Source organism: Synechococcus sp. CS-1333, from assembly GCF_025128015.1.
Lineage (GTDB): Bacteria > Cyanobacteriota > Cyanobacteriia > PCC-6307 > Cyanobiaceae > MW101C3.
On record NZ_JAHLYO010000024.1, the window covers coordinates 18312 to 44949 of the forward strand.

26 protein-coding genes and 1 pseudogene are annotated in these 26638 nt (G+C 67.7%); 16 read left to right on the forward strand and 11 right to left on the reverse strand.

The features are described from left to right. Window positions 1–27 precede the first annotated feature (27 nt). Window positions 28–951, reverse strand: coding sequence for a 6-carboxytetrahydropterin synthase (locus KQ303_RS09800; RefSeq protein ID WP_255101450.1), 924 nt, complete (start codon window positions 949–951; stop codon window positions 28–30). 62 nt (window positions 952–1013) lie between these two features. Here KQ303_RS09800 and KQ303_RS09805 point away from each other — a divergent pair, with 62 nt between their 5' ends. Beyond that, window positions 1014–1628: a shikimate kinase gene (locus KQ303_RS09805; protein ID WP_259730120.1), complete on the forward strand. Its 615-nt coding sequence runs from the start codon at window positions 1014–1016 to the stop codon at window positions 1626–1628. Between the two features lie 11 nt (window positions 1629–1639). Here KQ303_RS09805 and KQ303_RS09810 read toward each other — a convergent pair whose 3' ends face one another. Continuing rightward, on the reverse strand, window positions 1640–1909 hold the full coding sequence (locus tag KQ303_RS09810; RefSeq protein WP_094514798.1) for a chlororespiratory reduction protein 7: 270 nt from the start codon (window positions 1907–1909) through the stop codon (window positions 1640–1642). Here KQ303_RS09810 and KQ303_RS09815 point away from each other — a divergent pair. Further along, window positions 1908–2693, forward strand: coding sequence for a DUF6816 family protein (locus tag KQ303_RS09815; protein WP_259730121.1), 786 nt, complete (start codon window positions 1908–1910; stop codon window positions 2691–2693). The genes KQ303_RS09810 and KQ303_RS09815 overlap by 2 nt on opposite strands. Here KQ303_RS09815 and KQ303_RS09820 read toward each other — a convergent pair. Next, window positions 2653–3411, reverse strand: a complete 759-nt coding sequence (locus KQ303_RS09820) for a glutathione S-transferase family protein (protein WP_259730122.1) — start codon at window positions 3409–3411, stop codon at window positions 2653–2655. The two genes, KQ303_RS09815 and KQ303_RS09820, sit on opposite strands and share 41 nt — an antisense overlap. Before the next feature lie 169 nt (window positions 3412–3580). On the opposite strand from KQ303_RS09820, the gene KQ303_RS09825 reads away from it, so the two are divergent. The 5 genes from KQ303_RS09825 to KQ303_RS09845 are packed head-to-tail and all read left to right on the forward strand — an operon-like array spanning window position 3581 to window position 7961. Continuing rightward, complete coding sequence (locus KQ303_RS09825; RefSeq protein WP_094514805.1) at window positions 3581–3787, forward strand: DUF751 family protein; 207 nt, start codon at window positions 3581–3583, stop codon at window positions 3785–3787. A gap of 2 nt (window positions 3788–3789) precedes the next feature. Then, window positions 3790–4239: a 30S ribosome-binding factor RbfA gene (rbfA, locus tag KQ303_RS09830; RefSeq protein ID WP_259730123.1), complete on the forward strand. Its 450-nt coding sequence runs from the start codon at window positions 3790–3792 to the stop codon at window positions 4237–4239. Beyond that, window positions 4196–5878 carry a glycoside hydrolase family 3 N-terminal domain-containing protein gene (locus KQ303_RS09835; protein WP_399233409.1) on the forward strand — a complete coding sequence of 561 codons (1683 nt, stop codon included), beginning with the start codon at window positions 4196–4198 and terminating at the stop codon, window positions 5876–5878. The genes rbfA and KQ303_RS09835 overlap by 44 nt, the downstream gene beginning before the upstream one ends. 49 nt (window positions 5879–5927) lie before the next feature. Continuing rightward, window positions 5928–7121, forward strand: coding sequence for a glycosyltransferase (locus tag KQ303_RS09840; protein WP_259730125.1), 1194 nt, complete (start codon window positions 5928–5930; stop codon window positions 7119–7121). Between the two features lie 30 nt (window positions 7122–7151). Continuing rightward, window positions 7152–7961: a uroporphyrinogen-III synthase gene (locus KQ303_RS09845; RefSeq protein WP_259730126.1), complete on the forward strand. Its 810-nt coding sequence runs from the start codon at window positions 7152–7154 to the stop codon at window positions 7959–7961. On the opposite strand, the gene KQ303_RS09850 is transcribed toward KQ303_RS09845, so the two are convergent. The 3 genes from KQ303_RS09850 to zds form a co-directional block, all read right to left on the reverse strand. Next, window positions 7948–8469, reverse strand: coding sequence for a hypothetical protein (locus tag KQ303_RS09850; RefSeq protein WP_259730127.1), 522 nt, complete (start codon window positions 8467–8469; stop codon window positions 7948–7950). The two genes, KQ303_RS09845 and KQ303_RS09850, sit on opposite strands and share 14 nt — an antisense overlap. Before the next feature lie 103 nt (window positions 8470–8572). Continuing rightward, a complete protein-coding gene (locus KQ303_RS09855) occupies window positions 8573–9022 on the reverse strand; it encodes an SRPBCC family protein (RefSeq protein ID WP_255101460.1) in 450 nt (149 codons plus the stop codon). Between the two features lie 5 nt (window positions 9023–9027). After that, on the reverse strand, window positions 9028–10533 hold the full coding sequence (gene zds / locus KQ303_RS09860; protein ID WP_094514819.1) for a 9,9'-di-cis-zeta-carotene desaturase: 1506 nt from the start codon (window positions 10531–10533) through the stop codon (window positions 9028–9030). Between the two features lie 172 nt (window positions 10534–10705). Here zds and KQ303_RS09865 point away from each other — a divergent pair, with 172 nt between their 5' ends. The 4 genes from KQ303_RS09865 to KQ303_RS09880 all read left to right on the forward strand — a co-directional run bounded on the left by KQ303_RS09865 (window position 10706) and on the right by KQ303_RS09880 (window position 13179). Further along, window positions 10706–11110: an iron-sulfur cluster assembly accessory protein gene (locus KQ303_RS09865; RefSeq protein WP_094514822.1), complete on the forward strand. Its 405-nt coding sequence runs from the start codon at window positions 10706–10708 to the stop codon at window positions 11108–11110. A gap of 95 nt (window positions 11111–11205) precedes the next feature. Continuing rightward, window positions 11206–11676 (forward strand): hypothetical protein, encoded by a 471-nt coding sequence (locus tag KQ303_RS09870; RefSeq protein ID WP_259730128.1) that lies wholly within the window; start codon window positions 11206–11208, stop codon window positions 11674–11676. A gap of 23 nt (window positions 11677–11699) precedes the next feature. Then, a complete protein-coding gene (locus KQ303_RS09875; protein WP_259730129.1) occupies window positions 11700–12908 on the forward strand; it encodes a lipid-A-disaccharide synthase-related protein in 1209 nt (402 codons plus the stop codon). Then, window positions 12901–13179, forward strand: a complete 279-nt coding sequence (locus KQ303_RS09880) for a hypothetical protein (RefSeq protein WP_259730130.1) — start codon at window positions 12901–12903, stop codon at window positions 13177–13179. Before KQ303_RS09875 ends, KQ303_RS09880 begins: the two co-directional genes overlap by 8 nt. Here the strand turns inward: KQ303_RS09880 and KQ303_RS09885 are convergent. Further along, window positions 13115–14056: a TIGR01777 family oxidoreductase gene (locus tag KQ303_RS09885; protein ID WP_259730131.1), complete on the reverse strand. Its 942-nt coding sequence runs from the start codon at window positions 14054–14056 to the stop codon at window positions 13115–13117. The two genes, KQ303_RS09880 and KQ303_RS09885, sit on opposite strands and share 65 nt — an antisense overlap. Window positions 14057–14153: 97 nt before the next feature. On the opposite strand from KQ303_RS09885, the gene ndhO reads away from it, so the two are divergent. Continuing rightward, on the forward strand, window positions 14154–14396 hold the full coding sequence (gene ndhO / locus KQ303_RS09890) for an NAD(P)H-quinone oxidoreductase subunit O (protein WP_094514834.1): 243 nt from the start codon (window positions 14154–14156) through the stop codon (window positions 14394–14396). A gap of 23 nt (window positions 14397–14419) precedes the next feature. Here the strand turns inward: ndhO and KQ303_RS09895 are convergent, their stop codons facing one another. The 3 genes from KQ303_RS09895 to KQ303_RS09905 form a co-directional block, all read right to left on the reverse strand. After that, window positions 14420–15115 carry a J domain-containing protein gene (locus KQ303_RS09895; RefSeq protein ID WP_259730132.1) on the reverse strand — a complete coding sequence of 232 codons (696 nt, stop codon included), beginning with the start codon at window positions 15113–15115 and terminating at the stop codon, window positions 14420–14422. Between the two features lie 121 nt (window positions 15116–15236). Next, entirely contained in the window at window positions 15237–16937 is a 1701-nt protein-coding gene (locus KQ303_RS09900; RefSeq protein ID WP_259730133.1) for an iron uptake porin, read from the reverse strand. A 286-nt stretch (window positions 16938–17223) separates the two neighbouring features. Further along, on the reverse strand, window positions 17224–18825 hold the full coding sequence (locus tag KQ303_RS09905) for an iron uptake porin (protein WP_259730134.1): 1602 nt from the start codon (window positions 18823–18825) through the stop codon (window positions 17224–17226). 316 nt (window positions 18826–19141) lie between these two features. Between KQ303_RS09905 and KQ303_RS09910 the strand changes: the two genes are divergently transcribed. Genes KQ303_RS09910 through KQ303_RS09925 form a run of 4 tightly spaced genes read left to right on the forward strand, consistent with a single transcriptional unit; the run spans window position 19142 to window position 26034 of the window. After that, the gene (locus tag KQ303_RS09910) at window positions 19142–21121 is read left to right on the forward strand and encodes an ArnT family glycosyltransferase (RefSeq protein ID WP_399233418.1); all 1980 of its coding nucleotides are present in this window, start codon (window positions 19142–19144) and stop codon (window positions 21119–21121) included. 27 nt (window positions 21122–21148) lie between these two features. Beyond that, window positions 21149–22714: a glycosyltransferase family 39 protein gene (locus tag KQ303_RS09915; RefSeq protein ID WP_259730135.1), complete on the forward strand. Its 1566-nt coding sequence runs from the start codon at window positions 21149–21151 to the stop codon at window positions 22712–22714. A 4-nt stretch (window positions 22715–22718) separates the two neighbouring features. Next, window positions 22719–24410 (forward strand): glycosyltransferase family 39 protein, encoded by a 1692-nt coding sequence (locus tag KQ303_RS09920; RefSeq protein WP_259730136.1) that lies wholly within the window; start codon window positions 22719–22721, stop codon window positions 24408–24410. Then, complete coding sequence (locus KQ303_RS09925; RefSeq protein ID WP_259730137.1) at window positions 24394–26034, forward strand: DUF2079 domain-containing protein; 1641 nt, start codon at window positions 24394–24396, stop codon at window positions 26032–26034. Before KQ303_RS09920 ends, KQ303_RS09925 begins: the two co-directional genes overlap by 17 nt. A gap of 456 nt (window positions 26035–26490) precedes the next feature. Here the strand turns inward: KQ303_RS09925 and KQ303_RS09930 are convergent. Beyond that, window positions 26491–26638, reverse strand: a pseudogene (locus tag KQ303_RS09930) (photosystem II D2 protein (photosystem q(a) protein)); the annotation flags it as partial.

A 26638-nucleotide genomic window follows, 5' to 3' on the forward strand; every position in this document is an offset into this window, starting at 1 on the left:
GCAGCGGGAGGGTGGCGGCGGAGTGGCTCAGGCGCAGGCGAGGGCTTCGAGCGCCAGCGGGCGCATCTCCAGCTGCGGCACCTCGGCATAGACCTCGGCAGCGTTGTTGGGGCTCTCCTGCAGCCGCACCTTGTGGAGCGTGGCACCGGTGGCGGAAACGGGAGCGCTCAGCAGATCGGCGATGTGCAGCGCGATGTTCTCGGCGGTGGGCACGCAGTCGGCGAAATGGGGCACATCCTTGTTGAGGAAGGTGTGGTCGAAGGGCTCGACCACCAGGTCATTCACCAACCGCTGCAGCTCGGCCAGATCGCAGACCATGCCGGTGCGGGGATCGATCGCGCCGCGCACGGTGATGTCGAGCAGGTAGTTGTGGCCATGGCCGTGCGGGCGGGCGCACTTGCCGTAGATGGCTTCGTTTTCAGCCATCGAGAGCTCGGGCCGGGCCAGACGGTGGGCTGCGGCGAAGTGGGTGCGGATCGAGAGGAAGGCTTCCATGGAATCGCCGAGGACATCGGCCCAGAGGTTGGATTGCTCGTAGAGGCGCAGACCCACCACGGGGAGGTGGGGAGCCAGCCGCTGCCAGATCACCTGGCAGAGGGCTTCGGTGGTGGGCAGGCGGCCCTCGGGCCGGCGCAGATCGAACTCCGGCCAGCACGCGTTGAGGAACCGGAAATCGAGCGCATCGGTGACCTCACGCCGGATGGCGTGCTTCACCTCGGAGAGGTTGAGCACCATGCCGTCACCATCGAGCGGGCCAGCCATCGCCACGATCAATTCGTAGTTGTGGCCATGGCCGGGAGCCAGGCTGCAGCGGCCGAAGCGCTCCTGGTTCTGCTCGGGCGTGAGTTCAGGCAGCGAATACAGATGGCTGGCACTGAAGGTGGCCCTGCGGGTGATCACGCAGCCGCGGCCGCGGCCATGGCGCTGGGATCTGGTGGCAGGTGCCGTCATCACCGGAAAGCCTCAGGAGTCATCCTAGGGATCTCCTCCCTGCATCGTTCCAACTCCTCACCATGTCCGCCTCCCCTGCGCATCCGCACCAGGCCCTGAGGAAACGGCTCAGCGGCATGAACATCTACCTGATCGGGATGATGGGGGCGGGCAAGAGTTCCGTCGGCCGGCCCCTGGCCGAAGCGCTCGGCTACCGCTTCATCGACGCCGACCAGGTGATCGAGGCAGCGGCCGGACGCTCGATCGCCGCGGTGTTCGAAACCGATGGAGAAGAAGGGTTCAGACAGCTGGAAACGCAGGTGCTCGGCAGCATCGCCAGCTGGCACTCGCTGGTGGTGGCCACCGGCGGTGGGGTGGTGACACGGCCGGCCAACTGGGGACAGCTGCGGCAAGGCGTGGTGGTGTGGCTCGATGCCCCTGAAGGACTGCTGCTGGAGAGGCTCGCCGCCGATCCCACCCCCCGCCCGCTGATGCAGAGCGTGGATCCGAGCGCTCGGCTGCGGGAGTTGCTGCAGCAGCGCCGGCCGCTCTATGCCGAGGCCGATCTGCAGGTGCTGCAGGACGGCCGCGCGCCGCAGACCGTGGCCGACCAGCTGCTGGCGGCCCTTCCCGCTGTGCTCAAGGAGCCGCCGCAGCCGCCGGAAGCACCTGAGGGTCCGTCAGATCCGGCCTCCTGAACCCGGGGGACTCAGTCCGGGCGGCTGGGTGCCTCCAGCCGCACCGCGAACCATTGCACAGCCACGCCCGGCTCCACCTCCAGCTCGCAGGCGGTGTCGAGCAGGCGCTGGGCGCGGGCCGCATCACTGGGCAGGTGGGCGAGCTCGGCCGGTGGTGTGGCCATGGCGGCCAGGGTGGTCTCCAGCCAACGCAGCGTTTCAGCGGCCGTGAGACAGGTTTCCGCAGCGGACGGCTCCAGCACCACGTAATGATCGAGTTCGCGCAGCAGGGGATCGGACATGGCAGCCGCACTGATGGGCCCCATCCTGGCGGTGCTGCTGGCGATCTGGCCCCCGGTTGCTGCCTTGGGGCTGGACGCGGGGACGGGTTTGAACCCTGCCGGGGGTGGAGTGCTGGCGGAACGGCTGGCCGACTGGCCCGAGTGGAGCCTGCCGGCGCCGTTGCCGCGCCCCGGCCGCCGCGACCTGGTGTACCCCGACGTCTTTGAAGGCACCTGGGAGGTGCGCAGCGAGGAGGTGGCGCCCGGCAGCATTGCTCCACTGACGTATCGGGTGCGCTTCGCGCGCAACCGGCGCGGCGAGCTGGTGGGGGATCGGGCCTTCAATGCCGCCCAGGTGGGCAAGGCGCTGCTGGGACCCCAGTTGCTGACCGTGGCCAACGACCCGGCCAACCCCAACCGGCAGCTCGCCACTCTGCAAGGCGATCTGTCACTGGAATCCACGGTGGTGGGGCGGCGGACCGAGGCGGCAGCTGGCGACCCTTTCATCGCCGATGAGCTGGCCCTGCAGGTGGTGCATGGCCCCGGCGGCACCCGGATCAGCCGGGTGGAAACCCTCACCCGCTACGAGCTGGCTGCGCTCCCGTCAGGTCCTGGGCCCAGCGGCACCGCGAGCAGCGCAGGGTTCGATCAGCCAGGCCGCTTACGCGCGCTGCAGTGGCAGGCCACCTACCCCTCGCCGGAGGACGGGCTGGCGGCCGTGCCGCTCAGCACCCACCGCTTCAGCCTGGATCTGCAGCGGATTCCTACGACGCCGCTGCCGGCGTCTGAGGGTCAGGTGAGTTGACCGGTTCAGGCTGCCGACCCACCTCGGCGTAGATGGCGTCACGCCAGCGGAACAGCCCCTCCAGCAGGGGATGGTCCGCCACACCGGCGACGCCGCGGCCCGCCAGCGGCGCACCGGCGCTGGCGGGAAACAGCAGCAACGACAACTGGGCCGCCACCGCCAGATCGGCCAGCGAGAGCTGATCGCCGATCAGGTAAGGGTGGCGGCTCACCAGCGCCGCCAGTTGCTCAAGGTTGGTCTGCAGTTGCTGGCGCTCCGAGCGGCCCATCACCTCGCCGACGCCGGCGAACAGATCCGCCGGCAGGGCACCCAGCAGGGAGCGCAGGGGGGCCGGGGTGGCGTCGGGCAACAGGGCGCCGCGCACCACGCTGTCGGTGCCCATCGCCTGCAGGAGGGCCATGCGGCCTCCGGCCGCCAGCGCCGTATCGGCCCAGTCTTCGAGCAGCAGCACCTGGGCGCGGGCGCGGGGGTCTACCGGCAGCAGTGAGGGCGTGGGGTAGTGGGCCTCCAGATGCAGAGCGATCGCGGAGGAATCGGCAATCACCTCAGTGCCGTCCACCAGCACCGGAACCTGGCGCTGGCCAGAGAGGCGGAACAGGGCCAGCTGGCCGAAGCCCGGCGTGACCTCGACCACGGTGTAGTCCAGCCGTTTGGCGGCCAGAATCAGCCGCACCTTCTCGCAGAAGGCGGAATGTCTGAACTGGTGAAGTTCCAGCATCGGCGGCCCTGACCCGGTGGCGGCAGAGTAGCCATCGAAACGAGACCCGCGTGCAGATGGGTGCGTCGGCTTCGGCTTCAGCACCCCCCCTGAGCCAGGCCCAGGCCCGCGCCTCACTGCCCCGCACCCCGCGCCCCCTGCTCCTCACCATCGTTCCAAGGCCTGCCCCATGAAAGAGTTCTTCCTCAACGTCACGCGCTACCCGCGTTATCTGATCGCCTTCAGCCTCGGGGTGTTCAACTCGGTGCTTGAACCGCTGGCCCGGCGGCGCAGCAACCCGGTCACCGCCGTGGCGCTGGTGGGGGCGCTGGTGAGTGGGCTGGTGAGCCTTTCGCTGGTGCTGCGTGCGATGGTTGGCTCAGCACCACTGGCTTAGCAATGGCACAGACCCGACGGGTCGAGCGGGTCGCAGCTCTGATCCGGCGTGAGATCAGCGAGCTGCTCGTGAACGGCATCAAGGACGAGCGGGTGTCGCTGGGCATGGTGAGCGTCACCAATGTGGACGTGGCCGGCGATCTTCAGCACTGCAAGATCTTCGTGAGCATCTACGGCAGCGACGCCGATCGCGAACAAGCCATGGAGGGCCTGCGCTCCGCCAGCGCCTATGTGAAAGGCGAGCTGGGCCGTCGCCTGAAGATGCGCCGCACGCCTGAGGTGGTGTTCCATCTCGACCGGGGCCTGGAGCGGGGCACCACGGTGCTCGGTCTGCTCAATGAACTGGGACGCGAACGGGAGCGGCGGGGCGAGGTGCCCCCAGGCAGCGATCAGGAACCGATCAGCGGCGATGCGGTGTCCGGCGGCAGCGACGCCGACGACCGGGGTGACTGAGGCCCCTTCCCCCGGCCTGCGGGAGCAGGTCGCCCGCCTGCTGGTGGTGCGCGGCAGCGGCCATCTCAGCGACGGCCAGCGCCGCTATCCCCGCTGGGAGCTTCCCAACGGCGAGCTGAAGGACCTGCTTGCCGCCGGTGTGGGCGGCGTGATCCTGCTGGGCGGCAGCGCCGCGGAACTGCGCCTGCGCACAGAGCAGCTAAGCGGCTGGGCCCGCCATCCCCTCCTGCTCTGCGCCGATGTGGAAGAGGGGGTGGGGCAGCGGTTCGAGGGCGCCACCTGGCTGGTTCCTCCGCTGGCACTCGGTCGCCTGTTCGCCAGCGCCCCGGAGCAGGCGCTGCTGCTGGCTGGCCGCTATGGCCGCTGCACAGCCCGCCAGGCGCGCGCCCTGGGCCTGAACTGGCTGCTGGCCCCCGTCTGCGATGTCAACAACAATCCCGCCAATCCGGTGATCAACGTGCGGGCCTGGGGGGAGGATCCCGCCACGGCAGGAGCCCTGGCCGCCGCCTTTGTGGGGGCGGCGCAGGCGGAAGGAGTGCTCTGCTGTGCCAAGCACTTCCCCGGCCACGGCGACACCCTTGTGGATTCGCACCTGGCTCTGCCGGTGCTCCCCCACGACCGCCAGCGGTTGGAGGCGATCGAGCTGCCGCCCTTCCGCGCCGCCATCGCCGCCGGTGTGGGCGCGGTGATGACCGCGCACCTCCAGCTGAGCGACCTGGACCCCGAACGCCCTGGCACTCTCTCGGCCCCGGTGCTCGAGGGCCTGCTGCGCGTGGATCTCGGCTTCGGTGGTCTGGTGGTGACCGACGCCCTGGTGATGGAGGCGATCGCGGCGCGCTGGGGAGCGGGGGAAGCGGCGGTGCTGGCCTTTGAAGCCGGAGCCGACCTGCTACTCATGCCGGCCGATGCCCACACCGCGATCGATGCGCTGGTGGCGGCCCTCAGCAGCGGCCGGATCGGCCTGACGCGGCTCACCCAGAGCCTGCACCGGCGTGACGCCGCGCTGGCCCGCCTGCGCCCGCCGGTCACAGCCGCTGACAACCCGATGGCAGCCAGGCCCCTGCTCCAGCTCGCCCACGCGGTGGCTCATCTGGAAACGGCAGAGGATCTGGAGCTCAGCCGAGAGCTGGTGCAGCTCAGCACCGGCAGCCAGGGGCCCAGCGGCCTGCCGCCGGGGCCCGGTGTCAACCTGATCCGGGTCGACAGCGCCCTGGCCAATCCCTTCCTGCCCGTACTGGCGCCGGCGCTGCAGCGCCCGCTGGGCAAGGGCTACGCGCCGGTGCTGATCGATGGCCGCGCCCCGAGTCCCTGGCGCGCCGACCCGGAAGCGCCGCTGGCGATCGAGCGGCTGCCCCAGGGGCCGGTGCTGCTCCAGCTGTTCGTGCGGGGCAATCCCTTCCGGGGCAGCGCAGGCGGCGAGGAAAACTGGGCCGCCGTGGTGCGGCAACTGCTGGCGGCCTCCCGCCTGGCCGGCCTGGCGGTCTACGGCAGCCCCTACCTCTGGGAAACTCTGCAGCCCCTGCTGCCGCCCGACCTCCCGGCCGGCTTGAGCCTGGCCCAGATGCCCCTGGCCCAGGCCCAGCTGCTGGAGCAGTTGGGCCTGCCGCGAAGCGCCCTGGAGGGGGGCTTCACCGACTGAACCCGTAAGGGAGGGGCACTAGCCTCGCACCCAGACCCGAGCCGCTCCCATGCTCAGCCTGTCGATGATCGTGCGGGACGAGGCCGAGCGGCTGGCGGCCTGCCTCGACTCGGTGGCGGGCTTCGTGCAGGAGATAGTGGTGGTGGACACCGGCTCCAGCGACGACACGGTGGCCATCGCCCGGCAGCAGGGGGCGACCGTGCATGCGCTGCCCTGGCCGGGCGACTTCGCTCCGGCGCGCAACGCGGCCCTTGAACTGGTGCAGGGCGACTGGGTGCTGGTGCTGGACGCCGATGAGCAGCTGCTGCCGGAAGCGCGGCCGGCCCTCAAGGCGCTGATGGCCCAGCCGGACGTGCTGCTGATCAACCTGCTGCGCTACGAGCGGGGCGCCCGGCAGTCGCCCTATTCGAACGTGAGCCGCCTGTTCCGCCGCCATCCAGGCATCCGCTGGAGCAAGGCGTATCACGCGATGGTCGACGACAGCGTGGCGGCGGTGCTGACGGCCGAACCCCACTGGCGCATCGCCGATTGCTCCCAGCCCTGCCTGGTGCATGACGGCTACCGCCCCGATCTGCTGCTGGCCGGCCGCAAGGCGGAGCGCCTGCGCCAGGCGATGGAGCAGGAGCTGATCGCGACGCCCAACGATCCCTATGCCAGCGCCAAACTGGGCGGCCTGGAGATCAGTGAAGGGAACCGGGAGCGGGGCCTCGCCCTGCTGGAGGCGGCCCTCGCCCACTGCCCCGCCTCGGCCCGCGTAGAGCGCTACGAGCTGCTGCTGCATCTGGGCATCGGCCACGCCAGCACCACACCGGCGCGGTCCGAGCAGCTCTACCAGGAGGCCCTGGCCCTCGGCCTCAACCCCCGCCTCAGCCTGGCGGCGCGGCTGAACCTTGCTGCCCTTCTGGTGCAACGCGGTGCGCTGGAGGAGGCCAACCGTCTCTGTGACGCGGCGGTGCGACTGTGTCCCGAGGTGGCGCTGGGTTGGTACAACCTTGGTCTGGTCCGCCGGCGCCAGGGAGACATCGCCGGTGCCCTCGAGGCCTACGAGGCGGCCCGCCAGCTCGCCCCTGACCACGCCGAAACCCACCAGAACCTGGCAGCCGCCCAGCTGCTGGGTGGCAACATCGAGGCGGCGCGCGGCAGTTTCCGCACAGCCATCAGCCTGTTGCGCCAGCAGGGCCGCGCTGAAGAAGCCGACCGGCTGCGCCAGCAGGCCGGCGCCATCGTGAAGCTGGAGGGCTGAGCCGTGCCGGAGCCGCTGACACCACCGCCCATGACGTCGCCGCCGCTGCAGCAGCGCTGCGTGGTCGTCACCCGCGCGGCCAGCCAGCTGGGAGAAGCGCGCCGGTTGTTCGAGGCAGCCGGCGCCCGGGTGTTCGACCTGCCGGCGCTGGTGATCGGCCCACCGGACAGTTGGGGCCCCCTGGACGACGCCCTGGCCGAACTCGAAGACTTCCATTGGCTGGTGTTCTCCAGTGCCAACGGCGTGGAGGCGGTGGAGGCGCGGCTGGAGCGGATCGGCAGCAACCTGGCGGACCGGCCCCGGGGCGTGAAGATCGCCGCCGTGGGGGCCTCAACAGCCAGCCGGCTGGAACGGCTCGGTACCCCGGCCGATTTCGTGCCGCCGGCCTTCGTGGCCGACAGCCTGATCGAGCATTTCCCCGTTTCAGGCTGGGGCTTGCGGCTGCTGCTGCCCCGGGTGCAGAGCGGCGGCCGGACCATCCTGGGCGACGCCTTCGCCGCCGCCGGCGCCCGCGTGGTCGAGGTGCCGGCCTACGAATCGCGCTGTCCGCAGGAACTGCCCCTGGCGACGGCAGCCGCCCTGCGGGCCGGCCAGGTGGATGCCCTCACGTTCAGCAGCGGCAAGACCGTCCAGCACACCTGCGCGCTGCTGCAGCACAGCTTCGGCGACGCGTGGCGGGAGGTTCTGGTGGGGGTCGCCCTGATCTCGATCGGTCCCCAGACCAGTGCCCGCTGCCTGGAGCTGCTGGGCCGGGTCGATGCGGAAGCTGACCCCCATGACCTTCAGGGGCTGGTGCGCGCCTGCGTGGCGGGGATCAGCGGACCGTTCAGGAGGGCCTGAGCGCTGCGCTGATCGTCTGCTTGCCCTGCCGCATGCGCAGGCTGCCGTTCTGGACATCGATGGAGGTGACAACCCAGCCGTTGGGAAGCAGGCGCGTGGAGCGACCGCCTTGGTCACCGACCACCACGGTGCCGCTCTGTTCAGAGCGCTGAACCAGGGCCTGGGGCACACCCGAAATGGCAATCACACCGCTGAAGCGAAAATCATCGGGAAGGCGCAGGGGCGCCGGAGCGGCCGGCCGGGAGGGATCACCGCCGGCAGCAGCGGCCGCTCCCGTGGGCCGGGGCCGGATCACCGGGGCGAAGGGATCAGCGCGATCGGCTGGAGCAGCCGCCAGCACCTGTTGCCTGCTGGGCAGGGGGGTGAGGCCGGCGAGCACGCCTGCTCCCGCCGTGGGAGCAGGCGCAGCACCAGGGGCGGCTGCGGCCGCGGCGGGTTGGGCCGCTGGTGCCGGGGCGGGAGGCGGCGGAGGCGGTGCACTCGCCTCGGGCGCGCCGCCGCACCCCATCAAGCTGGAAAGCAGCAGCAGGGCTGCCGAAGCCAGGAACGTCTTCCCAGGCTTATTGGACAAACGGCAAGCCCCGAAGCAGGGACCGGAAGCGGAAAGCTGATCAGGACTGGCCATCGTTTCCACGCTCAACAAGATCCCTGAAGCGATCGAGATTGGCCTGCAATTCCTTGGTGACGATGCCACCAAGGATGGAAGGCTCCATCAGTGGTGCGAGCACCCCAGGGAGTTCGTAGCTCACCGTCAGTCTGACGACAGTGAGCGAATCGCCCTGAGGATAAAAGCGAACGGCGCCTTTTGTGGGAAGCCCCCCCACCGATTCCCAGTGCAGTTGCTGGGCCTCGACACGCTGGGAGATGCGGGCCTTCCAGTGGAAGCGGAAGCCCTGGGCTGCCAGGGTCCAATCGGTGATGTCCGGATCGTCGAGGGTGACCACCGACTCGATCCAGCGCATCCAGCGGGGCATGGCCTCCAAATCACTCCATACCTCCCAGACCCGCTGCACCGGGGCCTTGATCTCCGTGGTGACGCTGTGCTCCAGCCAACGGCCCATGATCGTCAGGCCGCCGCGCCGATGGACGCCATAGCCACCGGCTGACCAAGAATCACCCCGGCCGCCAGGCGACCGCTCATGGTGGCCCCCTCCATCGAATCGATGTAATCCTGCTTGGTGTAGCTGCCGGCCAGGAAGAAGTTGCTCACCGGCGTGCGTTGCTCAGGCCTGAACGGTTCCATGCCAGGAGCCTCCCGGTAGAGCGATTGGGCCAGTTTGACCACATTGCTCCACAGCAGCGTGAGTTGGCTGGCGGACGGAAACAACTCCCGCACCTGGGCATCGACGGCCGCCACGATCGTCTCGTTGCTCTTGGCGATCCAGGGATCTCCCGGAGTGAGCACGCACTGCAGCAGGGAGCCCTGGCCTTCGCGGCGGTAGTCGGCAGGGCTGGCCAGGGCAAGATCGGCGAAGCAGCTGAAATCGGCGTCTGCGGTGTACAGCAGGTTGTTCAGCCCGCTGGGGTGCTGAAGATCGGAGCGGGCGGCAGTCTGGGCTTCGCCGTCCCCCAGTTCGGTCACCCAGCCGTCGTAGCGCAGCTGCACGGTGGCCACCGGCACGGCCTCCAGCCTGTAGATGTTGTCGAACTGCTCGTAGCGGCGCCAGGCGCTGGGCAGCAGTTTCTGGATGCCCGGCACATCGCAGGCGGCCAGGTAGGCATCGGCTTCCACGTGGATCTCTCCCTCGGGCGTGCCCAACCGCAGACCCGTGACCTGCGGCGCCGCCGTGGCAGGGCTGTTCTGCCCCTCAGCGTTGGCTCCGTCGCTGGTGCAGAGCTCCAGCACCCGGTGACGCAGGTGGAGCCTGGCGCCGCGGGCAACGATGTAGTCGAGGATCGGCTGATGCAGCCAACGGTGCGGCGAGCCCTTCAGCAGGTTGAGCTTGGAGGCCTCGGTGCGGGTGGCGAACATCAGAAAGATGGTGAGCATGCACCGGGCCGAGATCGAGGCGCAGTCGATGAAACCGAGCGCGTAGGCGATCGGATCCCACATCCGCTCGATGCTCTTCGGGCTGCCGCCATGGCCGACGAACCAGTCGCGGAAGCTCATGCGATCCAGCGCCCGGATCACACCCATGGCGCCGTCGGGATCCACCAGGCCCCGCACGATCGGGCTGGTGCCAAGGGCCAGGGCATTGCGCAGCTTGTCGATCCAGTCGAGCTGCGGTGTGGTGAAGAAGGCCTTGAGGCCGTTGAAGGGAGCCCCTACGGGGAAACGGAAATCGAGCGCGCGGAGGTCGCCGCCCTTGTTGACGAACAGATGGGTGTGCTCCTTGGGCAGCAGGTTCTCGAAGGCCCCCACCTTGCGCATCAAGGCGAAGAGGTTGGCGTAGTTGAAGAAGAACACGTGCAGCCCCATCTCGATGTGGTTGCCGCCCGCGTCTTCCCAGCTGCCCACCTTGCCGCCCACGAAAGCCCGCGCCTCGTAGAGGTCCACCTGGTGGCCGGCGTCGCAGAGATCCACTGCAGCCGCCAGACCGGCCAGACCCGAACCCACGATGGCGACCCGCACCCTTGACCTCCCGTACCCGGCGACTCTATGGAGCCGGAGTGGGCGGCGGCGTTCGGATGGCCGCTCCCGCCAGGGCTGCGGCGGCCCGGGCGTCAGCGGGACGGGGCTTCGAAAACCGGCCACCCTCCATAGAGTGATCGCACGACGTTTCCCTTTCCCCCAGGCTCCGCCCATGAGCAGCTCCACCCCAGCGGCCCCAGCCGCTCCCCTCACCCACACCGGCCGCGATGGCAAGGGGATCCTGATCACCGCCCCGGCCATGCTGCAGCTGGCCACGTTGATGCGGCAACAGGGTGAGGAGAAGCTGCTGCGGGTAGGCGTGCGCTCCGGTGGCTGCAGCGGCATGAGCTACACCATGGATTTCATCGAAGCCGCCGGCATCCGCGCCGACGATGAGGTGTATACCTACGAACCCAATGGAGCCCCCAGCTTCCGCGTGGTGTGTGATCCAAAGAGCCTTCTGTACATCTATGGCATGCAGCTGGATTTCAGCTCCGCTCTGATCGGTGGTGGCTTCAACTTCACGAACCCCAACGCCAGCCAGACCTGTGGCTGCGGCAGCTCCTTCGCGGTCTGAGCCAGCGGCTTGATGGCACGGCCTGACCACAGCACACGGAACCGACCTCCGGCACCACGACCTGCAGGCCTCCTGCGGGGCTGAGCTACTGCTCCATGCCGTGGGAATCTGAGGGGCTCTACCTCGCCGCAGTGTCCACGATGGCCACGGACGCTTCCACCGAATCCGCCTTCGAGCAGGCCATCCGCCGCTATCAGGAAGGTGCCGAGCCCGCCGATCTGATCCCCGAGTTCCAGGCGATCACGGCCGCCGCCCCACGGCTGGCCGCAGGGTGGACCTGCCTGGCCTGGCTGCAGCTGCTCGACGATCAGCCCGTGGCGGCGCTGCGGTCGGCGCGTACGGCCGTGAAGCTCAACCCGCAGGATCCACAGTCACGCGTGAACCTCTCAGTCGCCATGCTCGAAACCGGCGCCAAAGGCGTGCGCGAGCACATCGACATGGTGCTCAGGGTCACGGCGGTGGCGCCGGAGCTGGGTGAGGAGCTGCAGGAATCGATCACCGATGGCCTGCGGCGTCGTCCCGGCTGGACTTCTCTGGAGAAAGTCAGCGCCTGGCTGAAGGGGTGATCGGGACGGTGCCGGCCCCAGCCATGCTCCCGAAACGCGTCCTGCTGATCAGCAATGGGCATGGGGAAGATCTCAGCGGCAGCCTGATCGGCCAGGAACTGGTGGCGCATGGGGCCGAAGTGGCGGCGCTGCCCCTGGTGGGCCACGGGAACGCTTACCGGCAGGCGGGGATACAGGTGCTGGGCCGCACCCGCACCTACAGCACCGGCGGGCTGGGCTACACAAGCCTGGCGGGCCGCCTCACGGAATTGCTGCAGGGGCAGGTGAGCTACGTGCTCAGGCGCCTTGCCCTTTTCCTCTGCCAGGCGCGGCACTTCGATCTGGTCGTGGTGATCGGCGATGTGCTGCCGGTGGTGGCAGCCTGGCTGAGCTGCCGGCCGGTGGTCACCTATCTGGTGGCCTACTCCAGCCATTACGAAGGGCGTCTGCGCCTGCCTTGGCCCTGCGGCTGGTGCATGCGCAGCGGCCGCTTCCAGCGGGTGTACAGCCGCGACAGCCTCACCGCCACTGACCTCACGGCCCAGCTGGGCCGCCCGGTGCACTTTCTTGGCAATCCATTCCTGGACCGGGCGCGGGAGCCGGCGCCCCCGCTGCAGCCGTTGGAGCCGCACTGCAGCCCCGGGGCCAGGCTGCTGGGGCTTCTACCTGGAAGCCGGCTGCCGGAAGCGCTGCGCAATCTGGAGCTCATGTTGAAGGTGCTGGTGCGGCTGCCGCCGTCCTGGCAGCAACAGCAGCGGCTGGAGCTGGTGGCGGCGCTGGTGAAGGATCTTCACCGGGAGCTGGTGGGCCGCTGCGCCGCCCCGCTGGGGTGGACCCTGCAGGGCGATCGGCTGGAACGGGGCCCGCTCGTGCTGCACCTGGTGTGGGGGGGCTTCGCGGCGGTGGTTCAGCAGAGCGATCTGCTGCTCTCGATGACAGGCACGGCAGCCGAACAGGCCGTGGGTCTGGGCAAACCGGTGCTGCAGCTGGTGGGCCACGGACCGCAATTCACGGTCAGCTTCGCCGAGGCGCAACGCCGGCTGCTGGGCTCGTCACTGGCCTGCAGCGATGGCGAGCCCGGTTCGGAAGACAGCCTGGCCGGCACGGCGGAACTGGCCACCGGCCTGCTCTCCGCCCTTGCGGATCCTGCCTTTTCAGAACGCTGTCGCCGCAATGGCCACGAACGTATCGGGGGTCCCGGGGGCGCTGCCAGGATGGCCCGAGAGATCCATGCGGTGTTAAGCGATGTCTGAGCCGCAATCCCTGAGCGTTCGCCTGAAGGGCTGGCTCGACAGCCTCCTGGTGGCCAATGTGTTTCTGGTGATCGCCGGAGCGGTGTGGTTCGGCCTGGCGATCGCCCTGCACAGCCGCAGCGTCGACGCCCCCCTGAAGCTGTTTCAGCAGCTGTGGGAGCCCCTGTTCACCCCGGCGATCGGGCTGCTGATGGCGGCGGCCGTGCTCAGCGGGATCCTGGGCTGGTGGCAGCGGCGAGCGCAGCGGCAACATCCGGATAGTGGAAGCTGAATCCCTGCTGCTGCAGGCGTTCGGGCACCACATGCTGGCCCTCCAGCACCACCTTGGCGCCATCGCCGAGCATGAGCTGCAGAACCGGGGCCGGCACCGGCAGCAGGCTCGGGCGACCCAGCACGTCCCCGAGGCTGGTGGCGAAGGACTGCATGGTCACCGGCGTGGGCGCCACGGCGTTGTAAGCCCCCACATAGGCCGGGTCCACCAGGGCGGCGGCGATCAACCGGCAGAGGTCGGTGCGCTCGATCCAGCTCATCCATTGGCGGCCCGAACCCACGGGCCCCCCGAAGCCGGTGCGGAACACCGGCAGCATCTTGCCGAGGGCGCCGCCGTCAGCGCCGAGCACGATGCCGATGCGCAGCTTCACCACGCGGATGCCCACTGCGGCTCGATCAGCCGCTGCCTCCCACTGGGCGCAGAGCTGGCCGAGGAAATCAGCCGCCGGTGGTGAGGCTTCGGTGAAACTTCCGCTCGGGCTGCTGCCGTAGTAGCCCACGGCTGAACCGTTCACCAGCACGCGGGGCGGGGTGCCCAGATGGCCCATGGCCTCAACCAGCTCTGTGGTGGTCACCAGCCTGCTGTCGAGCAGACGCTGGCGGTGTTGTGGCGTCCAGCGGTGGTCGGCGATCGGCTCACCGGCCAGGTTCACCACCCCTTCGGCAACCGCCAGAGCCTCGATTACTTCGGGGCGCCTCCAGGTGGCCGGCTCAGCAGGATCCCCCTGCAGCCGGGCCACATCCGGAGGCCCTAGGCCACTGGCGCAAGAGCTGGCCGGCTGACGGCTGAGCAGCGTGCAGCTGTGCCCTTCCCGCTGCAGCAGGGGCACCAGTTCACGACCGATGAAGCCGGTACATCCGAGCAGAAACAGCCGCACAGCAGGGAGGACGCACGTTGATCAACGGTAGGGCTGGCACCGGTGGCAAAGGCGACCGAAGAGGGGCACTAACCTGCGCGCATCGATCACTGTCGTGATGGCTGACACTGCACCCGCACCGACGAAGCCCGCACCGATCAAGAAAGGCAGCCTGGTCAAGGTGAGCGCGGCGCGCTATGCCAGCAGCCTGGAAGCGGCGGCCAGCGATCCCCAGCCACCGGCCTACCTGTTCGAGGGTCCCGGCGAAGTGCTCGCCGTGAAAGGCGATTACGCCCAACTGCGCTGGCGCCTGCCTGTTCCCGACGTGTGGCTGCGGCTCGATCAGCTCGAAGCCTGCTGAACCGTTTCAGAGATCCAGCCGGTTCAGAGATCCAGCCGGCGCCGCTCCTCCTTCATGAGGGAGCGACGTTGCTTGGCCTCCCGTAGCATCTCGCGACCGTCGTGGAGGTAGCTGTCCACGTAGCCGAGCGTGTAGCGCTCCAGTTCCGCCAAGGCATCTTCCACCTGGCTCAGGCAGTGGTAGAGGCTGAGGCCAAAACCCTTGGCCGCCGACGGGCAGGCCATGGACCTGTAGAGCGTCTGTACTCTGTCGAGCTTGGCCTTGCTTTGCTCCAGGAAGGCGCAGAACGCCTCCATCAGCACGTCGTCGTAGGGATCGGCCGCGAGGGCGCGCAGCTCAGCCGGGAAGGCCAGGATCACCTGCCCCAGCAGACGATCGATCGGCGCATACACCCGTTGCAGCCACACCAGCAACTCCCCGTCACGGGCCGCGCCCCTGCTGCCTGCGGCTGGGGTCTGCACACGCGCACCTCGCGCTGGCGGCGGCCCTCCATCCCCGAGGGCCGGGCTGTGAGTGCTGTCGTAAAGCCGGCGACGCTCATGGTCTCCCAGCACCTCCCAGGCGGCATTGAGCGCCACGATCGTGGCCGCATCGCCTCCCGCATCGGGATGGTGCTGCTTCACCAACTGGCGATAAGCCGCCTTGATCTCCGCCGCGCTGGCCTGAACGCCAACGCCGAGCACGGCATAAGGGTTAGCGGAGGTGGGGGAAGCGGCCATCCAACAGCCCGGTAGCGGAGCCATCATCTCCACGCCGAGGGCGGAAACGCGAAAAAAGGCCCCCCGTTTCCGGGAGGCCGTGAGGTGGTGTGTGAGGGCAGGTTGAACCGAGTGCCGGTCTTCAGAAACGGAAGGTGGTCTGCACGAGGCCGCCGAACACGTTGAAGGTCTGGTCGGCGCCGGTTTGCTGGCCGAGCGGGCGGCTGAGGTAGAAGATCGCCGGGGTGACGGAGATGTTGTCGGTCACCTGGAACTTGTACCACCATTCCCAGACGTAGTTGCCGTCGTTCGGGGTGGTTTCAAGGCCCTTGGTGGTGCCGGACTTCAGCTGGGTGGCGAACACCGGCTGGCCCACGGCCATACCGGCGGCGTTGCCCTTGGCGAACACATCAGACCATTCCAGGCCGACGAACCAGCTTTGCGACTCGCTCACGAAGGGGGAAGCGAACTCAACGCCGCTGGCTTGGGTCTCGTTGCCGGAGAGGCTGTTGAGACCCCAACCAATGCTGATGGAGGGGATGAAACCGCTCTTCTTGGGCTGCCAATAGGCGTTGACTGCCACGCTGTTGGAATCACCGTTGGCCAGGAACCAGCTGTTGGAAGCGGCGAAGTTGGTGCCGCGACGGAAGTTGGTGGCCGCTTGGCCGTAGCGGTAGGCCGCTGAGATGTTCCACTGTGGGGTGGTGTAGTTCAGCTGGGCGAGGAAGTTGCCGCGGGCGCAATCGGTGCCGATGCCACCTTCATCGCTGGAGCAGCTGAAGGGGTTGCCATCGAACGAAGTGCCCGAATCTCCCTGCTGCGCCACATAGCTGGCGCCGGCGCTGAAGCGGCCTTTGCCCTTGGGAACGTTCTGCCGCCAGGTGATACCTGCAGCGGCACCAGTGGCCTTGTTGTAGACGCCGGGAGCGCCGTGGAGGGTGAAGAGATCAAGGATCTTGTCGCCCTTGCCGTACACCGACGGAGTGACCGCCAGCATTTCGGTGTTCCGGGCCTTGGGACCAACGGTGATCGCTACGTCGCGACCAACAGGGAAGCGATACCAGAGACGGTCGATGCCAACCACATCAGAGCAGTTCCGGTTGCCGGTGCAGCTCGTCTGGCCAAAGCCGTTGCTGGCGATGTCCAGAGCGGTGAGGTTGACACCGTTGCCATTAAAGGCGTTGTTGAAGTTGCCGGAGCGCAGGCGGGTATAGAGCTGATCTTTCCCCGTGAAGCTGGTGATGAAGTTCAGGCGAACGTCATAGTTGAAGGTGGTGGCACCGAAGCGAGCGTTGTAGTTCTCGCTGTCATTGCCACTGGTGATTGAGGATGTCCTGAAGCGCCCACTCGTGCTGTTGCCACCGGCGTTGACAGCACCCAGCACGAAGGTGGCTTGACCCTGGAGCTTGGTGGTGGTGGAGAACTGGGTAGCTTCCAGCTCACCCACCTTGGCTTCGAGGCCATCCACCCGGCCCTTGAGCACGGCCAGTTCGGCTTCGAATTCCTTGAGCAGGCGGCGCAGCTCGTCGGTCACCTCGGTGATGCGATCGAGGCAGGCGTTGAGCAGAGCGGCGGCTTCCCAGCGGCTGAGGGCCTGCTTGCCGCGGAAGGTGCCGTCGGGATAGCCAGCGACGCAGCCGTAGCGCTCGATCAGGTTCGAGAGCGCCTGATAGGCCCACTCGGTGGGCTGAACATCAGAAAACTGATTGATGCTGGTGACTTGTTCCTTGACATTGGCATAGCGATTGACGCCATCCATGTTCAGTTCTGAGGCCGAAGCCGCCACGGGGGCGAGCAGGCCAAGAGCGGCAGGAGCCAGCAACAAGTGCTGAATGCGATTCATGAGAGTCCTCACACCAATTGAGGGGATGCTTCTGTAGTGAAGCCTGCAAATTGTATGAAATAACAACGCGGATAGCCCGGCTTGAGCTACCCGAGCATGTATCCCAGGCGACATTCCATGCCTCCCCTGAAGTGGGGCCCAGTCTGGAATCCAGCCAACAAAAAGCCCCACCAGATGGCGGGGCGAAAGAACTGAATGCTTCGTCAAGGTTCACTTGAATCGACGTAGTCGCCTGAGCAATGTGTGAGGGGCTCAGAGGAGAGGATTCAAGTGAAGGAAGGCAGAATCAGAACTTGAAGGTGGTCTTGACGATACCGCCGAAGTTGCTGAACGATTCGTTGTTGAACTTCTGATCTTGGCCGAGAGGAGCGCTCAGGTAGTAGATCGCAGGAGTCACGCTGATGTTATCGGTGACCTGGAACTTGTACCACCACTCCCAGGCATAGTTGCCGTCATTGGGTGAAAGGGTGTCGTCGTCGCCCGACTTCGTGAGGAAGGTGGGCTGACCAACGGCCATGCCGAGGGAGTTGCCCTTGATGAACACATCGCTCCACTGAAGACCGACGTACCAAGACTGAGTCTGAGCACCGTCGATCACACTCTCGAGAGAACCAGCGGAAGCAGAGTCAGCGCTGTGGCCGTTGATGCCCCAACCGGCGCTGATCGAGGGGATCCAGCCGGAGTTGGAGGGCTGCCAGTAACCGCTGATGCCCACCGAGCTCACCGAGGTGGAGAGCCCGAAGCCGGTGACGGCCAGAGGGGTGCCATTGCCGCTGTAGAGGCCAGCCTGACCACCCTCAGGCGTGGTGTAGACGTAGGCCACAGCCAGGCCCCAGTTGGGCTGGGTGTAAGCAATCTGGGCAGTACCCGTTTGGGCCGCGCCAGAGGTGCCGATGCCACCTTCGCTCGGGTTGCCCGAGTCACCGTTGGCAGAGACGTAGTTGGCGCTGATGGTCCAGCCACCGCTCTTCCACCACAGACCGGCACCTGCACCCAGGTTCAGGCTGTAGGCACCGGGAGCACCGGCGTAGGTGAAGATGTCGAGAACGGTGTCAGCGGGGTACACGCTGGGCCAGACGGCCAGCATGTCGTCCTGACGGACACGGCCACCAACGGTGGCGGTGAAGCCGGTGCCGATGGGGAATTGGTAGAAGAGGCGGTTGATCGCGACCACGTCGCCGCAGTCAGCGCCGGAGCCGCAGTTCTCTTCAAAACCAGCCTCAAGGGCGTTCAGACCGACAACCGGGCCGCCAAACCAAGGGCCATCAGCAAAGTTGCCGGCGCGCAGGCGGGTGCGCAGCAGATCCTTGCCGGTGAAGCTGGTATCGAAGTTGAGCTGGATGTCGTAGTTGAAGGCCGTGGCGCCTTGCAGAGCGCGGGCTGAGTCAACAAGACCGTTGTTGGAGCCGCTGTAGGAGTTGGCGCCGACGACGAAGGTGGCCTTACCGTTCAGCTTGGTGGTGGTGGAGAACTGGCTGGCTTCCAGCTCGCCCACTTTGGCTTCGAGGCCATCAACCCGGCCCTTGAGCACGGCCAGTTCAGCTTCGAATTCCTTGAGCAGGCGGCGCAGCTCGTCGGTCACCTCGGTGATGCGGTCGAGGCAGGCGTTGAGCAGAGCAGCGGCTTCCCAGCGGCTGAGGGCTTTCTTGCCGCGGAAGGTGCCGTCGGGATAGCCAGCGACGCAGCCGTAGCGCTCGATCAGGTTCGAGAGCGCCTGGTAGGCCCACTCAGTGGGCTGAACGTCGGAGAACTGGTTGATGCTGGTGACTTGCTCCTCAGAGGCGTACTGGTTGACGCCGTCGAGGTTGAGCTCTGCAGCAGACACGGCCATCGGGGAGAGAAGCCCCAGAGCGGCAGGTGCCAGCAGCAGTTGCTGGAACAGTTTCATTGTGTCCTCACACAAAAGGGGCGCAATGCGCCGACCACATCTTCACGGCAGTTCAAGCAGCCACCAGGCCGGATGTGACAGAAATGACAATGGACAGTGAGCGCCATGGCTTGCCAGGCCGCCATCGGGCGAGCAGCGGCCGGTCCAGAGTGAGGGGCCCGGCCCGAAGACCCTGGCTTCCCGTTCGTCTCGCCCCTGGCCGTGGTGGCTGGGTCTGGGCCTGATCTGGCTGGCGGCCACCTTCGCCGACCGGCTCTGGCTGCAGCTCGACCAGCGGCTTCCTGCCTGGGATCAGGCCGAATACCTCAACAGCGCCGTGGACCATGGCCGGGCCCTGGGACTGCTGGCCGGCGGCGGCTGGCAAGGGTGGAGCGCCCTGCTCGATCTCTCCCCGAAGATTCCCCCGCTGGCCAGCCTGGTCAATGGCAGCGTGATGGCCTTCAGCGGCGACAGCCCCGATCAGGCCAGCTGGGCGCTTGCTATCTGGCAGCTGCTGTTGCTGGTGGTGGTGGCGTGCTGGGGCCGGCAGCTGGGCGGGCCGCGCTTCGGCCTGCTGGCCACCGCGCTCATGTGCCTGGCGCCGGCCCTGGCAGCGCTGCGGGTGGATTTCACCCTCGACCTTCCACTCACCGCCACCGCCATGCTTGCCCTCTGGCGGCTGGGGTGCTGGTACGCCCCCGCCCCGAGGGGCGGACGCTGGAGCCAGGCGCTGGTGGCGGCAGCGGCGGTAGCCACTGCGGTGCTGGTGAAGCAGAGCGCCCTGCTGGTGCTGCTGCTGCCATGCCTGTGGGCGGCGGGCGCCGGGCTGGGCCAGCCGCAGCGCCGCCTGCAGACCCTGGCCGCCCTGGCCCTGGTGCTGACCGTGGCCCTGCCCTGGCTGAAGCACAACTGGATCACCACCCTCGGCGGGACCAACCGGGCGGTGATCGAATCGGGCGCCGCCGAAGGGGATCCATCGCCCCTGAGCCTGGCCAGCCTCTTCTGGTATCCCAGGCTCTTCCCGGCCCAGCTCGGTGCGCCGATGCTCGCTGTCGGTGCAGCCGGAGGGGCACTGTCCCTTTGTCAGCGCAGACGCCGTGCTGATGCTGCTACTGGTGCTGCTGCTGAGCCGCCCGATCAGGACTCAGGGCCGCCTACGGAATCCGGTGGCACGGGCTCCGGCTGGGGGTGGCTGCTGGGTTGCGCCCTCGCCGGCTGGTTGGTCACCAGCCTCAGCCCGAACAAGGATCCGCGTTACATCGCGCCGGTGCTGCCGCTGCTGGTGCTGCTGCTGGCACGGGGTTGGTGGGTGCTGCTGCAGGCGGCCCGTGCCCGCTTCGGACCCTGGCTGGGGGCCGTGCTGCTGGGGGTGGGCCTGCTGGGAACGGGTGCCACCACCGCCTCAGAGCGTGTCGGCGAGCTGGAGCGGCGCGCGGAGTCCCCGGTGCCTGAGGCGATCGAGGCGGTGCGTCAACGCGTGGGCACAGCTCCCACCACCGTGCTTGTGATCCCCAGCACCGCTGAGGTCAACCAGCACAACGTGAGCACCTTCGGACGCCTGGGGGGCGGGCAGATCCTCGGGCGGGAAAGCGGGAAGCAGAAACGGGAGCATGCCCTGGTGCTGCAGCAGGCCCAATGGCTACTGCTGGCCAGCGGCGACCAGGGCACGAAGCGCAAGGAATCCAGGCAGCTGAGCCGCAGCGTGCGCAGCGATGGCCGCTTCGAGCGCGTGGGCAGCTGGCCGTGGACCAAGGGCCGCCAGCTCGAACTCTGGCAACGTCGCGCCGCTGCGCCCGCGGCCGTGCCGTTCGATCGCCGCTTCATCACACTCGCCCGCGGCCTGGAGCAGGGCCCGGCCGGCCTGGGTGCCGTGTTCGACGCGATCGGACCGGAACACCAGCTGGACGGGCATTTCCTTTACCAAGCACGTGTGCGCCGCTGGGCGGAGGCCCGCCTCAGCGCCAACCCCAACGACCGCGAGGCGCTCTGGGCACTGGCGCTGCTGGACGTGCTGCTCAACCGGCCGGCCGCGGCGGAAGGCTGGTTCAAACAGCTGGAGGCGGTGGAACCGGCCAACCCATGGCCGAGCGCCTACCGCTCCGTGGTGCTGCTGGCCGATTGGCGCCCCTGGCAGGCGGCGGCGGTGGCCGAGGCGGCGCGCCTGCACCACGACGAACCGGTGCTGGACGGGCTGATCCATGTGGCCGGCGTCCTCGGCGGCGATCTGCGCCGCATCCCTGGCACCCGCGCCGCCGTCGAGGCGGCGATCGCCTCGGTGGAGGCGCGCATCGAGGCCGGCGCCAAAGAGGGCCGGTAGCCTCCTGCCCACGCCAGAACTCTGCTGATGGCCCCTGCGGCGCCAGCTTCCCCTTCCAAGCCCGGCGCGGCCCTGCCGTTGTGGCTTCCCCTGCTGGTGGGTGCCGGGTTGCGGCTGATCCAGATCCAGGCCCCGGTCCTCGGGATCCACAGCTGGAGGCAGGCGGACACGGCGGCGATGGCTCGCAACTTCGCCGAGCAGGGCATGAACCTGCTCACGCCCCAGATCGACTGGGGCGGCGCCGGCAGCGGCGTGGTGGAAGCGGAATTTCCCTTGTATCCCTACAGCGTTGCTCTGCTCTACCGCCTGTTCGGGGTGCAGGAGTGGCTGGCGCGGGGCCTCTCCGTGCTCTGCAGCCTGCTCACGATCGTGCTGGTGGTGCGGATCGGCCGCCAGCTGGTGGGGGAGCGGGCCGGCTGGTGGGGCGGGCTGTTCTATGCGGTGCTGCCGATTTCGGTGTTCTACGGGCGCACGGTGCAGCCGGAGGCGGCGCTGATGCTGCTGGCGGCTCTGGCCCTGGAGCGCTTTCTGGCCTGGCTGCGCACCGGCAGGCTGGCAGCCCTGGGAATCTCCTGGCTGGCCTTCACCGCCGCCTGTCTGATCAAAGTTCTGCCGTTCGTATGGCTGGGCCTGCCGTTGCTATGGCTATGGGGCCAGGCCCACCAGTGGAGGATCCTCCGGCGATCAGGCAGCTGGGTGTTTGCCCTGTCGGCGGTGGTGGTGACGGCGGCCTGGTACTGGCATGCCCACAAACTGGGGCAGGCCAGCGGCCTCAGCTTCGGCTTCTGGGGCGGCGAGGCCAACCGTTACAGCTGGGCCGACCTGTTCGCGCCTGGCTACTGGCTCGGCCTTGGCCTGAGGGTGGCCGTGCGCAACCTGGCGGTGCTGGGGGTGCCGTTGCTGGTGCTCGGCCTGCTGCCGCGCGGGAATGGCGACGCCGCTGCCAATCGAGGCGCCGCTGCCCCCCCCGACGCCCTGCCGGGGCCACAGGCGCACGTGCTGCCGGTGGGGCTGGTGGCCGTGCTGCTGGCCGGAGCTCTGGCGCCTGAATCCAGCGTGGTGCATGAGTATTACCAACTGCCGCTGATGCTGTTCGCCTGCCCACTGATGGGCCTGGGCTGGGTGCGGCTGCGGCGCCAGGCCGATGTCTGGGGGCGGCAGGGGGCCTGGGCACTGCTCACGCTGCTGGTCGTGGTGAGCCTCACGGTGCTGGCTGTGGATTACTGGAGTCGGGAGCGGGTGGCCGGATCCCCGGTGTGGGAGCTGGCGCAGCAGATCCAGGCGCGCACACCGCCCGGGGCCAGAGTCGTGGTGATGAGCGGTTCCGACCCCACTGTTCTTTATCTCGCCAACCGCAAGGGATGGCTTGTGAGTCCCAAGCGGCTGATGCGGCGTGATGCGGCGGCCTGGCGAGCCGACGGCGCCGATGCCCTGGCCGGCAGTTATGCGGTGATCGAAAGCTATGCGCCCTTCCCCGAAGGCGAGGCCAAAACGCGCTTGAAACGCTGGGTCTGCGACCAGCCACCGGGCTGCCAGAGCGGGCCCGGTTTCGTGATTCCGCTGGCTCCCGGGGCCGAGCGGCCGGCAGGCTGAGCCCATGACCGCCCTGCACCCCCAGACCCCGCCCCGCGCCATTCCCTGGCGGGGCCTGCTGCTGCTCTGGCTGGCCGCCGTGGTGCTGGCTGTCGTGGGTCTGGGCAACCTGCCCCTGCGCGACTGGGATGAGGGGATCGTGGCGCGGGTGTCGCTGGAGATCGCCAACAGGGGGCTGCCGGAAGGCTGGCTGCCCACGATCTGGGGCAGCCCCTACCTCAACAAGCCGCCCGGGCTGCATGTGCTGATCGCTGCCGCCATCGCCGTCTGGCGCCAGCTCAGCCAGGCGCCGGCGGAGGCGCTACCGCCGGAATGGGTGGTGCGGCTGGTGCCGGCAGTGCTTTCCTCCCTGGTGGTGCCGGTGGGGGCCCTGGTGCAGCTTCAACTGCGGCCAGGCGACAACCGCGCCGCCCTGGCGACCGCGGCGATCCTGCTCACCCTGCTGCCGGTGGCGCGCCACGGGCGGCTGGCGATGCTGGACGGCGCGCAGCTCACCGCCATGGGGCTGCTCTGGTGGGCACTGTTGCTCAGCCGTTCCGGCCGCACTGGAGCGGGTTGGCGCTGGGGGCTGGTCGCCGGCCTGGCGGGCAGTGCGCTGCTGATGTTGAAGGCCCCGATCCTGTTGCCGGTGCTGGCCGCCGGCCTGGCCGCCCTGGTGCTCGATCCGGAGCGGCCGCGCCGTTCGCTGGCGCCGCTGCTGGCGGCCCTTGGCGTGGGCCTGCTGCCCGGGCTGGCCTGGCACGGCTGGCATGCACTCAGGCGCGGCAGCGATGCGCTCTGGCTCTGGGGCGGCGACGGGGTGACGCGGGTGCTGCTGGATGCGGGCGAAGGCAGCCAGCTGGGCTGGCGGGTGCCGGTGATCGAGGTGCTGGAAGGTGGCTGGCCCTGGCTGCCGCTCTGGCCCCTGGCGGTGGTGATCGCCTGGCGGCAGCGCCACCGCAGCTGGGGGCGCTGGTGCCTGGTGCTGCAGCTGGTGATCGCCGGGTCGATCCTGCCGCTGCGCACCCAGCTCCCCTGGTACAGCCACCCGCTCTGGCTGCCGTTCGCCCTGCTCTGCGGGCCGCTGCTGGCGCAGATGCTGCAGGCTCGGGAGACCCGTCCGCCTCTCCAGCTCGTTCCAATCCTGTGGTCCTGGCTGGGTGGCGGCCTGATCCTGCTGGCCCTGGCGGCCGCAACAGCCCGGACCGGACTGCCGAGTGGGATCAGTCTTCTTGTTCTGCCGGCGGGCGTGGGGCTGCTGGGGGGAGGGCTGCTGCTGCTGCGCCCGGCCGAACGGCAGCGCCGCCGCGGCCTGGTCCTGCTGCTCGCGGGCTGGTGCCTCTCCCTGCTGCTGCTCTTCCATAGTTCCCTCTGGAACTGGGAGTTGAACGAATATGACGACGTTCGCCCCGTGGCCAGCCTGGTCAGGGGTGCGGCGACCGAGCCGGACCATCGCCCGATGCCGATCTACATGGCCGGACAATCCGGGCGACGTCCAAGCCTGAGCTGGTATGCCCAACGGCCAATCGAACGGTTGCCGTCCCGGGCAAGCCCCGGTTCTCCGAGCCCGTTCCTGTTCATTGAGAAAGCCTCCGCCCCCCCTCCGCCCATGCTTCTCCAGCCCGGCGTCCGCTGCCGCCTGAGCGGGCTGGGCGAGCAGGACTGGCGCCTCTGGCGCTGCACACTCGCGTCTCAATCCGATGACCCTCGCCCCTGAACGACGCTCCTGGAGCCGCGCGGTTCTGGCTGCCGCCGTGCTTTTTGCCGTGGTTGGCCTGGCTCTGCAGGCATGGCGCCTCCAGGTTCTCGCCGCTTCCTACGACCAGGGCATCTTTCTGCAGGTGCTCTGGAACAGCCTGCGGGGCCACCCCTTCGAGAGCACCCTCTCCTCCCAGCTTTCTGCCAGCGTGGTCCACGACGGCCAGTTGCCTGGCCTGGGCTATCACCGCCTGGGGCAACACTTCACCCCGGTGCTGCTGCTCTGGGCTCCCTTGGTGGGTCTGCTGGGAGCGGCAGCCTTGCCCCTGGTTCAGGTGGGGCTGATGACGGCGGCAGGTCTGGCGCTGCATCGGTTTGCCCTCGAGATCCTGGGGAGCAACAACGATCGGCTGGCCGCTCTGCTGGCCTGCTCCTTTTTCGGAGCCAATGCCGTACTCGGCCCCACCTGGGGCAACTTCACGGATCTCTGCCAGTTGCCCCTGGCCTTTTTTCTGCTGATCTGGGGATTGCGGCGACGGAGCTGGTGGCTGGTGGCGCTCTGCACCCTGCTGATTCCGTTGATCCGGGAGGACACCGGCGTGCTGCTGGTGGGGGTGAGTCTGTGGATGCTGCTGCGACGACGCAGGGAAGAGTGGCCTTTGGCGATCCTGATTGGTGGGGTGGGGGTCAGCTGGGTCCTGATCGTCACCAATGTGTTGATGCCTCTGTTCAGCGAAGACAATTCACGCCGGTTCATGGTGGAGAACTTCGGCCACTTCCTCGGTGATCAGGATCGCGCCAGCAGCCTGGAGGTGGCGGGAAGGATCCTTTCAACGCCAATGGCGCTGATCAAGGAACTGTTCAGCGAACCTGGGCACACGCTTCGCTACCTGCTCGCCCAGAGTCTGCCGCTGCTGTTCATTCCCGTGATCTCCCTGGACAGCTGGCTGCTGATGGGGTTGCCATTTCTAGGTTTGCTGCTGGCAGACGGGAAGCCACCACCACTGGCCATCAATGTGCGCTACGCGCTGCTGGTGGTCCCGGGCTTGTTTGCAGGGGCCGTGCTCTGGTGGGAGCACCATCAGGACACCTTCCGTCGACCGAAGTTTCGTGCCGTTTGGATCGGGGCAATCGGGCTTTCGATCCTGCTGACGATCAGCAGCAACCCCAATCGCAGCCTCTCGTTCGTCATTCCCGACAGCGTGCAGCCCTGGATTTACTCCAACCCAGCCCAGCTCTGGGCCCATGGCCAGGCGGCCCGGCGCGTACTCCAGCAGATCCCTCCAACGGCAACCGTTTCAGCCACCACCCCGCTGGTTCCTTTGCTTGCTGAGCGGGAGGTGCTGGTGCGTTTTCCCCGCAGTTGGCGCTATCTCGACAGGCAAGGGAAGCCCAAGGAGGTTGACTGGATTGCTGCAGATCTTGAGATGCTCAACAGGAATCTCAGGGTGTCTGATGGTGATCGCAAAGAGCTGGGGCGCATCCTTGAAATGATCCCCGATCTTTCGCCCAGCTATGGGGTTGTCGATGTTGATGGGGGCATCGTGTTAATGGCCAGAGGCGCGGTGGATCATGCCGATGCCCAGGAGCGCCTTGCTCGCCTGGTGGGATCATTCAAGCTGGAGCGGGAATCCAAAAAGTGAATTCCCTTGAACAAAGAACCCGCTCGAAAATGAACAGTCTTTCTCCATAGAAAGACTGCTCTTCAATCAATAACCTGTCTCCAGAATGAACGATGCCCCCATTCAGCCGATTGCTGAATGGGGGCATCGTCGGGTCCGCTCTGGCGCGGAACCGAATGAACTCAGATCAAGCTGCCTGGCATCAGACGGCATTCTCCGCGATCAACAGACCCTTGCACATGGAACTTTGGCTCACAAGCACCTCCTCCCTTGGGGGATAACGCCAGCCGGTGACGCCTTCGGAGCGAAACAAGGGAGAAAACTCCGAAGCCTCGCCCCACGGCACTGCTGACACAACCCATTGATCTTAGAAGAAAACCTGAGAGATCGGCAACAGTTGGGGACCCAACAAAAAAGGCGCCCCGAAGGACGCCAAATTTGAATTGATCCTCTGGAACTGCCTGATTGACTTAGGGCTCAGAGGGCGTTACCACGGGGCAGAACCTCTTCAGGGAAGACGAAGTTTTCATGCGGCTGGTCAGCCGGTGCCATCCAGGCACGCAGACCTTCATTCAGAAGAATGTTCTTCGTGTAGAAGGTTTCGAATTCAGGATCCTCAGCAGCG